12 protein-coding genes and 4 tRNA genes are annotated in these 8,699 nt (G+C 46.9%); 3 read left to right on the top strand and 13 right to left on the bottom strand.

The window, feature by feature from the left end; translation table 11 throughout:
• The 13 genes from ACJMLT_RS05560 to ACJMLT_RS05620 all read right to left on the bottom strand — a co-directional run.
• Positions 1-458, bottom strand: a 458-nt coding sequence (locus ACJMLT_RS05560; protein ID WP_405727831.1) for a linear amide C-N hydrolase, incomplete at its 3' end; no start/stop codon positions are given.
• Positions 459-544: 86 nt separating this feature from the next.
• Entirely contained in the window at positions 545-1,621 is a 1,077-nt protein-coding gene (locus tag ACJMLT_RS05565) for a stalk domain-containing protein (RefSeq protein ID WP_405727834.1), read from the bottom strand.
• Between the two features lie 16 nt (positions 1,622-1,637).
• Complete coding sequence (locus ACJMLT_RS05570; protein WP_405727837.1) at positions 1,638-2,129, bottom strand: C-GCAxxG-C-C family protein; 492 nt, start codon at positions 2,127-2,129, stop codon at positions 1,638-1,640.
• Positions 2,130-2,308: 179 nt separating this feature from the next.
• The gene (locus ACJMLT_RS05575) at positions 2,309-3,508 is read right to left on the bottom strand and encodes a pyridoxal phosphate-dependent aminotransferase (protein ID WP_405727840.1); all 1,200 of its coding nucleotides are present in this window, start codon (positions 3,506-3,508) and stop codon (positions 2,309-2,311) included.
• 497 nt (positions 3,509-4,005) lie between these two features.
• Positions 4,006-4,617 carry an NlpC/P60 family protein gene (locus ACJMLT_RS05580; protein WP_405727843.1) on the bottom strand — a complete coding sequence of 204 codons (612 nt, stop codon included), beginning with the start codon at positions 4,615-4,617 and terminating at the stop codon, positions 4,006-4,008.
• Entirely contained in the window at positions 4,614-4,814 is a 201-nt protein-coding gene (locus ACJMLT_RS05585) for a hypothetical protein (protein ID WP_405727846.1), read from the bottom strand. The genes ACJMLT_RS05580 and ACJMLT_RS05585 overlap by 4 nt, the downstream gene beginning before the upstream one ends.
• 28 nt (positions 4,815-4,842) lie before the next feature.
• Positions 4,843-5,112 carry a branched-chain amino acid ABC transporter permease gene (locus tag ACJMLT_RS05590; protein ID WP_405727849.1) on the bottom strand — a complete coding sequence of 90 codons (270 nt, stop codon included), beginning with the start codon at positions 5,110-5,112 and terminating at the stop codon, positions 4,843-4,845.
• 117 nt (positions 5,113-5,229) lie between these two features.
• Positions 5,230-5,463, bottom strand: a complete 234-nt coding sequence (locus ACJMLT_RS05595) for a hypothetical protein (protein WP_405727852.1) — start codon at positions 5,461-5,463, stop codon at positions 5,230-5,232.
• A gap of 139 nt (positions 5,464-5,602) precedes the next feature.
• Positions 5,603-5,690 (bottom strand) — tRNA-Ser (locus ACJMLT_RS05600).
• A 351-nt stretch (positions 5,691-6,041) separates the two neighbouring features.
• Positions 6,042-6,115, bottom strand: a tRNA-Met gene (locus ACJMLT_RS05605).
• Positions 6,116-6,133: 18 nt separating this feature from the next.
• A tRNA-Tyr gene (locus tag ACJMLT_RS05610) sits at positions 6,134-6,214 on the bottom strand.
• 12 nt (positions 6,215-6,226) lie between these two features.
• Positions 6,227-6,299, bottom strand: a tRNA-Thr gene (locus ACJMLT_RS05615).
• Positions 6,300-6,371: 72 nt separating this feature from the next.
• Positions 6,372-6,578, bottom strand: coding sequence for a hypothetical protein (locus ACJMLT_RS05620; protein ID WP_405727855.1), 207 nt, complete (start codon positions 6,576-6,578; stop codon positions 6,372-6,374).
• 175 nt (positions 6,579-6,753) lie between these two features.
• On the opposite strand from ACJMLT_RS05620, the gene ACJMLT_RS05625 reads away from it, so the two are divergent.
• From ACJMLT_RS05625 to ACJMLT_RS05635, 3 genes are all read left to right on the top strand, one after another.
• Positions 6,754-7,701, top strand: a complete 948-nt coding sequence (locus tag ACJMLT_RS05625) for an alpha/beta fold hydrolase (RefSeq protein WP_405727858.1) — start codon at positions 6,754-6,756, stop codon at positions 7,699-7,701.
• A 21-nt stretch (positions 7,702-7,722) separates the two neighbouring features.
• Positions 7,723-8,193: a PaaI family thioesterase gene (locus ACJMLT_RS05630; protein ID WP_405727861.1), complete on the top strand. Its 471-nt coding sequence runs from the start codon at positions 7,723-7,725 to the stop codon at positions 8,191-8,193.
• A 13-nt stretch (positions 8,194-8,206) separates the two neighbouring features.
• A partial coding sequence (locus tag ACJMLT_RS05635) for a PaaI family thioesterase (RefSeq protein WP_405727864.1) occupies positions 8,207-8,699 on the top strand: 493 nt, incomplete at its 3' end.

The raw sequence follows: 8,699 nt of genomic DNA on the forward strand, positions 1-8,699 counted from the left end.
GCCATGGATTCCACCACGATGGAACGTTCTTTGTCTGCAATCATCCAATGGAGGGGACTGGGAGGCAGTTCCGCACAGAAAGGCACATCCGTCAGGTTCAGTCGCAACAACAGGGTTTCCGCCTCTGCTACCGTTGCACACTGGCCCAGTACCCACGGAATCAAGCCCCAGCTGGGGATATTTTCCTTTCCTGCCACAGGCCGATGATACACAGCATTTCCCCCGAACAGAAGCCCCGCCATGGCCAGCCCTTTTTCGTTCATGGCGTCATAATACAACGGGTAGTTTTCCGAAACATGGGCCATGCCAATGATGGCGTGGTGTTTTTGCAGCATCTGCCCCTCGGGAAAGCGAAAGGGAAATGCCCGCTGGGTGATCACTACACTTTCCCCAAAAGAACGGTCATAATCCAGATTTCTGCCAAAATACCGATTTTTATAAGTCACTGCCGTACACATGAAAAAACCTCCTTTTGGAATTATTTTTCCCAAAGGAGATTATTTTTTGCACAAAAAAGCCCTATGTTTTCACACAGGGCTATCTTTTAAAATGTATATGTAATTGCAAAGGAAACTGCTCCCGTTTCGGGAGGCGCAATGATACCGGGGGAGAGATAAAAGGCAATCCCATCCTCCGTCAGATAAAAGTCCACCTGATCCAGATTTTTTTCCAGTTTCTTTTCCACACTGCTGTAGAAGGCATCGGGATCCTTATCTGCCAGTGCCAGGAAAGACACCGTCCAAAGGTATTCCAGATCTTCTCTGGAGTCGGAGACCAGATCCTGCAGACTCACTTCTCTGCCCGTCGTCAGATCATAGGTATGGGAGAAATACTGCACAGATTCCTCTTCCCCATCATAAGTAGACACTGCCGACAGGAAGGATGCATAGCCATCCTGTTCTCTCATCAGGGTATAGGTACCCATATAGTAGTAAGGGCGGAAGCCATCGGGATTTTCTGCATACTCCCGCAGCGCGCGCTCGCCATAGGCCTGCAGGAAGCCTTCCCCCTGACCATAGGTTTCATTGGCCATATCCCCATTGATAGACGTTCTGCCGCTGCCCGCAGTCACTTCGTCACACCGCAGTTCCACATTCAGTACCACTGTACCGTCGGGGGCTGTCACCTTGGAGGCATAGCCGCCGGTCATGGGAGTATCCTGTTCCTCATACACAGGCTTATCTGTGGGTTTTGCTGTCGGCGTACCGTCGGATGTGATATCCACGATATAATCAATGCCATCCCACGCCACATCACAACCAAGGCTTTCCGCCACAGCCCGCAGGGGCACCAGCGTACGGTCATTGATGATCTGGGCAGGAACAGGCATGGTATAGGTCAGCTTTCCGTTTTTATACAGTTCTGCCTTCCCGATCTGAAACAGGATCACATCTGTTCCATGGACTGCCGTCACGCTCTGGCTGGGTTCATCCCAGAAAACCTGCGCGTCCAATGCTTCGAAAATACGGCGCATAGGTACCAAAGTGCGGTCATCTTTGATGATGGGCTGCTGGTCAAAATTTACCTGTACCCGATCCACGAAAACCGTAATGGGCGGATGGGCAAAGGCAGGCACACAGAGCATCAGCGATGCCAGAAGCCCCAACAGTAATTTTTTCATAACCTTCACCAGTCCATTATTTGTTATTTTTCAGATATTCTTCCGCATGGGCTGCAGCCAGACCGGCACATTCTGTGATCATTGCCATACAGTTTTTCTTTCTTTCCTTGCCTTCCCATTCACCATGAGGGTTGGAAAGTTCGGAACAGATCAGTGTGCCGTATTTTTCTTCCATTTCATGAACCATTTTGCCAACAACGGGGTAAATGCCCTGCTGCAGTTCCTGCACACGTTCTGCCATGCTTTCCTTGTCCATGGGATTTTCTCTGCCCACGATGGAGCTCAGAGCCATAACTGCGCCTGTGATGGCACCGCATGTATTTTTTGTATGGCCCATGCCGCCGCCGAAAGCTGTTGCCAGTTTGACTGCTTCTTTAGGCAGACCTGTTTCAAAATTGTTCAGGAATGCTGTCATCACACATTCGGAGCAGTTCAGACCGTTTCTGAAACAACCCTTTGCTTCTTCCTGTACCTTTTCCACTAATGTCAGTTCTTTATTTTCTTCCATGGTTCAATTCTCCTTCCATTGGGTAATTTCGATAAATTTCTACATATATCATATTACCACAGGAACACAAAAAAAGAAACCAAACGATTTCTTAAATTTTACAATGAAAAAGGCACTCCTTTCGGAGTGCCTTTTGAGTGCAAATTTAAAATGCAAAACTCAATTTATGTAAAATTGAATTATTTGCCGCCTTTTGCTTTGTAAGCTTCGATACCCATGCCCAGCAGTTCGATAGCGCGAGCCAGATCTTCTGCTTTCAGGATGTAAGCGATACGCAGTTCGTTTTTGCCCAGACCGGGTGTAGCGTAGAAGCCTTCAGCGGGAGCAAACATAACTGTTTCGTTGTTGTCTCTGAATTTTGTCAGCAGGAATACCAGCAGATCTTCTGTGGATTCAACGGGCATTTTACATGTGATGTAGAAAGCACCGCCAGGGCATTCACATACAACACCGGGGATTTTTTTCAGAGCTTCGAAACATACGTTTCTTCTGTGTTCGTATTCAGCTTTTACATCAACAAAGAAGTCTGCGGGCAGTTTGTACATAGCTGTTGCGCCAACCATGTCCAGTGTGGGAACGCACAGACGACCCATTGCGATTTTGAATACTTCTGCCATGTATTCTTTGTTTTTACATACCATGCAACCGATACGAGCGCCGCAAGCGGAGAATCTCTTGGAAACGGAGTCAATGATAATTACTCTGTCTTCGATGTCAGCCAGCTGACCGAAGGATGTCATTTCTCTGCCGTCGTAAGCGAATTCTCTGTAAACTTCGTCAGCCAGGATCCACAGATCATGTTCTTTTGCGAAGTCAGCGATTACTCTCATGTCTTCTCTGGACAGGATGCAACCTGTGGGGTTACCAGGGTTAACGATGGAGATCATTTTTGTTTTGTCTGTTACTACTGCTTCCAGTCTTTCTTTGATAGCGTATTTGTAACCTTCTTCAGCGTATGTTGTGATGGGTTTGATTACGCCGTCAGCAGCCTGGATGAATGTCAGGTAGTTTGTGTAGTAAGGTTCGGGAACGATGATTTCGTCGCCGGGGTTGATGATGGACAGGAATACCAGTGTCAGAGCTTCGGAACCGCCGGATGTGATCAGAACGTCATTTCTTTCCAGGTTCATGTCGAATCTCTTGAAGTATTCAACGATAGCGTCCTGCAGTTCGGGCAGACCCCAAGAACCAGCGTATTCCAGAACTTTCTGGTCGAAGCCTTTTACTGCTTCCCAGAATACGGAAGGTGTTTCGATATCGGGCTGACCGATGTTCAGGTGGTAGATTTTTGTGCCCTGTGCTTTAGCTGCATCAGCCATAGGGTTAAATTTTCTGATAGGGGAGTTCTGCATTGCCTGCACTCTGTCGGAAATTCTCATGTTTTTCACTTCTCCTTTTAGATCTTAATTTTGTAAGTTTGAAGAACTGCGTACTTCTTGGAGGGATCCTTTCCTGATTTTCACTGCAGGATAAATAGGCCATTCTGAAAAATATTTCAGTACATATCCAAAATCACAATGACTACGGGAAAATCCGCATCCAAATACACTCTTAGTATAACACTTTTCTTCAGAAAGGCAATAGGTACTGTGAATTTTTCTACAATCTCCTATATTTTTGTGTAGTTTTTCATACATTTTTGCTTTTCCTCAACGATTTACCCAAAGAGTTTTTCACGAAAAAAACAAAAAAAGAATAAAAAACAGTTCATCTTGGTCATTCGCAGTCCCACAGATTATTATTTTCTGCGGAAAAATAAAAATCTCACAATTTTTCCATTCTTTTTTCCTATGGATTTGTTTCCTTCTTACAGGACAGGCAGAAAAATTTTTCAGTCCATTTTTGATAAAAATTCTTACAAAAAAAAGCTCCGTTCTCAAACAGAGCCCTTTTTGTCCGCCAGAACAGGAATTTTGCCCATACTGTCCACCACCAGTCCCAGCACCCGGGCAATATCTCTGGTTTTCAGATAGGTCACACCATCCCTGCGGATCATTTCCACGGTATATTTTTTATCATTATAGATGATCGTTTCTTTCGTTACCATTTCTTCCTCCTTATAATCGATATCCTTCAGCAGGAACCAATGGGTAAAGGAACTGCCTTTTACCGGAGCGATCCGCACCCCATAGGCACTGCCATCGGCGGCGATATAGTTTCCTTCTCCCAGATAAATGCCGATATGGCCTTTACACCAGACCGCCGCCCCCACAGGCGCCTGCCCGATGGTGGAAATGGGAAACACCTCCGCCGCCGTGTCATGGTATCCCTGAGAATTTCGATAGATCCCCGTTCCCCAGGAGATCAGCCCGCTGCAATCTACACAGACCTGGCCGATCTTCTTCCTGTCGTTTTCCCAGACCAGAGGTCCAAATAAGATCTTCAGCTGGTCATATTTTTTTGCCGTCAGCACATCCCCCTTCATGCCGTAAACATAGGCTGTGCCCAGCTTGCTTTTTGCAAAATCCACTAAGGTCAGATTGTTCATTCTTCCTCTCCCTTCTGCCGTTCCATTTCTCCCTTCTGATACTGGGTGCCAAAATAAAAAGCGATCACCACAGAAAAAATATGCAGAAACTGTTCTCCGCTGATGCGGTCATAGATGGAAAGCAAAGAAAAGACCACCGTCAGGATCAGGGTCACAATACTTTTCACCGTCAGCAGATTCCATAAATTGTTATGCATATACCTTCCTCCTTTCTTTTTCATCTCCTCAGTCATGGGCGGTTTTGTTCAGATGTTTTTCCAGTTTCTGATAGGCGTCGCTGACATTTCCATTAGCCCCCAGCTGTTTCAGCCCGTCCAGCGTTGCCAGAAGCCCGTAACACATGATGCACTGCTCTTTTTTGATGTTTTCAATCTCCTCCTCCTGCAGTTTCTGCTGTTCCATCCAGCGAAAGCTTTTGTAAAGCATGGTGCCCATGGCACCAAAGGCACCAAGGACTGCCGACAGACGGATGATCATATCTGCATCGATAAACATAAATTTCCCCCCCTTTCTTTTTGCCTATCATAAAGGAAGTGAAATCTCATGGAGTCTCTATTTTTGCAATAAAAAAAGACATCCGAAAATTCGGATGTCCTTCTGTTATTTTTCTGTTTATTTTTTGCCGAACAGACCACCCAGACCTTCCAGCACATCGCCTACTTTATCCAGATCTATCTTTGCTTTTACCAGATCTGCCACTTTTTCCAGCTGATCGTTGGGCAGGTCAACGCCTACCAGTTTTTCAACGACTGCAACAGGGTCTTTTTTAAATTTTGCCAGCATCGCAGGATCATCTTTGATCTTATCCACTACGTTTTCCATAATGTCTTTGATATCGATATTCATACAAATACCTCCCTTTGGTTGTGTTTAAGAATAGTATAAAGGGACGGGAAAGTTTTTGTCAATCATACCATGGGCGAACGCGCGGGTTCAAATATCCTTAAAAATAAAAAAGGAACTATCTTTCGATAGTTCCTTTTAGCGGAGATGGAGGGATTTGAACCCTCGCGCCGGTTACCCGACCTATACCCTTAGCAGGGGCACCTCTTCAGCCTCTTGAGTACATCTCCACAAAATGCCTACTGCACGAGTTATTATACTACAAGACAAGGTTCTTGTCAAACATTTTTTATAGAAATCAAAGGTTTTCTTTCGACAAAAAAAGGAATATCTTTCGATATTCCTTGAAATTACGGAGACTTGTCAGTACTTTGCTCCGCAAAGCCATGTGCTTTGCACATGTCCCCGTTTATCTTCGGGGTACATTGTCAGTACTTTGCTCCGCAAAGCCAGCTTCGCTGGCCGCCCCTTCTTGGGCGGTACGCGATTTGAACTGCGACTCCTCCGTCGGCCGCAGGTTCCATCTGACTTCAAAAATTTCAAAAAAATAAGGCATCCTATTGGATGCCTATTTTTTGAAATTGCGGAGACAGGATTTGAACCTGCGACCTCCGGGTTATGAGCCCGACGAGCTACCGGACTGCTCTACTCCGCGGCAGTATAAAATGAAGAGTGGGCGGAGAAGGATTCGAACCTTCGAAGCTATCGCAACAGATTTACAGTCTGCCCCCTTTGGCCGCTCGGGAATCCACCCACAAAAGAAAAAAGCCGATGATCGGACTCGAACCGATAACCTGCTGATTACAAGTCAGCTGCTCTGCCAATTGAGCCACATCGGCGTAACTCGTAACTGAGTACTTTTCTATATTATCATCAATTCTTATCCCCGTCAAGCCTTTTTTTCAAATTTTTCAAAAAAATTTTGAAATTGCCCGCAAAGTGTCGAAAAGATACTGTTCCATGAATTGCAGCACCGCCGCCAGGCTTGCCAGATAGCATCCCAGTTCAATGGGTTTCAGCATAAAATTATTCTGCCAGCGAGCCACCATGGCCTCCAGTACCGACTGAATGCAGAGGATCAGAAACAGCTGTCCTGCCAATGTCAGAAACCCTTCCATTCCACGCCCTCCTTAAGAAAATCTTCATATTATCTTATGAAAAAAGTCCTTTTCAAATTCTGTTTTTGCGTTCATAATAGAAGAGAAAACGGAGAAGGAAAACACCTGCATACAAGGCTTTGCGGCATCCTTTTTCCAAACAAAAAAGAAAGATTCCTCTGAAGGAGGTTTGTATATGAAAAAAAATATTGCAAAATATTTCCTTGGTCTTTTTGGTGCCGTCGGCGCAACTCTGGCAGGGCTGGTGGGCTATCAGCAGCTGGTGCTGAAAAAAGCCCGTCAGAAAAAAGACGAAACCTATTTCATGGAAACATGGGAAACGGAAGCAGGGGAAATTGCTTACCGTTCTGTAGGCAAGGGCAGACCCCTTCTGCTCATCCACAGCGTGATGGCAGGGGCTTCCTGTCGGGAATGGGATGACGTCATCGACGGTCTTTCCGAAAACTACCATGTTTACGCCCCTGACCTGCCCGGCTTCGGCAATTCCTTCTGTCCCACAGAACCATGGACAGCCTATCAGTATGCCCAGTTCCTGCATGAATTCATTGAAAATGTAGTAAAACGCCCCGTTTGTATCTGCGGTGCCAATGCAGGAGCCGATTTCGCACTGGTGCTTTCCATGCTCCATCTGGAACAGGTAAAACGCATGATTCTGGTTTCCCCCGAAGGCATCGGCAAAGGCTTTGCCACGGAAGAAGACACAAAAGCCCTTCCCCTGCTGCTGAAACCTGTGGCAGGCACCCAGAAATTCCTGCTGGCCACTTCCAAAAAAGCCATCCGACAGCAGCTGGAAACTGCCTTTTATGCAAAGGAAACCATCTCCGCCGAACTGGTGCAGCGCTATGCGGATGCGGCTCGATTTGGCGACCATGCCCAGTCCACTTATGCGGGCATTGCCACCAGATTTTACGCAGCCGACACCAAGCCTGCCTTCGAAAAACTTTCTGTCCCCTTCCTGATGGTATGGGGGGAAGAAAATCGTCAGAACCCTGCGGAATATTTCGATATGGCGGAAAAAATGAAGGATTTCGGCGCCTTCGCTCTTTTTGAAAACACAGGTGCCCTGCCCCACATGGAAAACAGCAAGGCATTTCTGGAAAACGTAAAAGAATTTTTGAAATAATCACTGAAGGAGTAACACACAATGCACTGGACAGAAATTCCCGGGCTTTCTCAGGCACACATGGAAGCATTTTTCCATGCTGCCATGCTGCCCGATTCCCAATTGAAACACCACGGCGTGATCCCCCGTATGGATCCCCGCTTTGTATCCTGCGATTTTGAAAAAGGCACGCTGGATGTGGCCTATGACGTACAGGCATGGGAGCTGAATCCCGAAGACGTCATCCACGGCGGCATGATCTCCACCGCACTGGATACCACCATGGGTATGCTCTGCCATTACTTTACCCACCTGAGCGCCCCTACGGTGGTGACCGTGACCATGAACGTTTCCTTCCTGAAACCCATCGTTCTGGGGGACACCTTCCACATCAAATGCCAGCTGGATTCCATCGGCCGCACCCTGCAGACCGTAAAGGCAGAAGTACGTCTGGAACGGGACGATGTGCTGGCATGTATCGCCACAGCCACCTTTATGGCTGTCAGCGGGTAAGGAGGTGGAAGGTATGGAACTGATCACATTAAGAGACGATATCAATTCTCAGGAAAACATGGAGCAGTGGCTTTCCCAGCTGGGACATCCCGATAACCCCATTTCCAACAACGGGGTGCTGGTACATCTGGAGCCCCATTTCATTTCCTGCGATTTTGCAAACAGAGAAGCCACCATCGGTTTTGAGGCGCTGGAATGGGAACTGAACCCCGGCGGCAGCCTTCATGGCGGCATCATCATGACCTGCTTTGACGTTTCCTTTGGCCTGACCTGCCATTATTTCGCCAAACAGCACATGATCACCACCGTCAACCTGACCACCACCTTCCTGAAGCCCGTCCTTCTGGGAGATATGGTGCATTATCATGTAAAGGTGACCAATCTGGGCAGAACCCTCATCAGCCTGACTGCAGAAGCAACGACTACGAGAAACGGTAAGGAAATTCTGGTCGGCACAGCTACAGCTACATTCATGAAACTGGCAAAGACCTTTGAAAGAGATATTT

This window comes from Anaerotignum sp., from assembly GCF_045122575.1.
In the GTDB taxonomy this organism is placed as follows: Bacteria; Bacillota; Clostridia; order Lachnospirales; family Anaerotignaceae; genus Anaerotignum_A.

Bases quoted from the DNA above. Each gene is read 5' to 3' on its own strand.
- ACJMLT_RS05565 (WP_405727834.1), bottom strand. From the start codon at position 1,621: ATGAAAAAATTACTGTTGGGGCTTCTGGCATCGCTGATGCTCTGTGTG.
- ACJMLT_RS05570 (WP_405727837.1), bottom strand. From the start codon at position 2,129: ATGGAAGAAAATAAAGAACTGACATTAGTGGAAAAGGTACAGGAAGAA.
- ACJMLT_RS05575 (WP_405727840.1), bottom strand. From the start codon at position 3,508: ATGAGAATTTCCGACAGAGTGCAGGCAATGCAGAACTCCCCTATCAGA.
- ACJMLT_RS05580 (WP_405727843.1), bottom strand. From the start codon at position 4,617: ATGAACAATCTGACCTTAGTGGATTTTGCAAAAAGCAAGCTGGGCACA.
- ACJMLT_RS05585 (WP_405727846.1), bottom strand. From the start codon at position 4,814: ATGCATAACAATTTATGGAATCTGCTGACGGTGAAAAGTATTGTGACC.
- ACJMLT_RS05590 (WP_405727849.1), bottom strand. From the start codon at position 5,112: ATGTTTATCGATGCAGATATGATCATCCGTCTGTCGGCAGTCCTTGGT.
- ACJMLT_RS05595 (WP_405727852.1), bottom strand. From the start codon at position 5,463: ATGAATATCGATATCAAAGACATTATGGAAAACGTAGTGGATAAGATC.
- ACJMLT_RS05620 (WP_405727855.1), bottom strand. From the start codon at position 6,578: ATGGAAGGGTTTCTGACATTGGCAGGACAGCTGTTTCTGATCCTCTGC.
- ACJMLT_RS05625 (WP_405727858.1), top strand. From the start codon at position 6,754: ATGAAAAAAAATATTGCAAAATATTTCCTTGGTCTTTTTGGTGCCGTC.
- ACJMLT_RS05630 (WP_405727861.1), top strand. From the start codon at position 7,723: ATGCACTGGACAGAAATTCCCGGGCTTTCTCAGGCACACATGGAAGCA.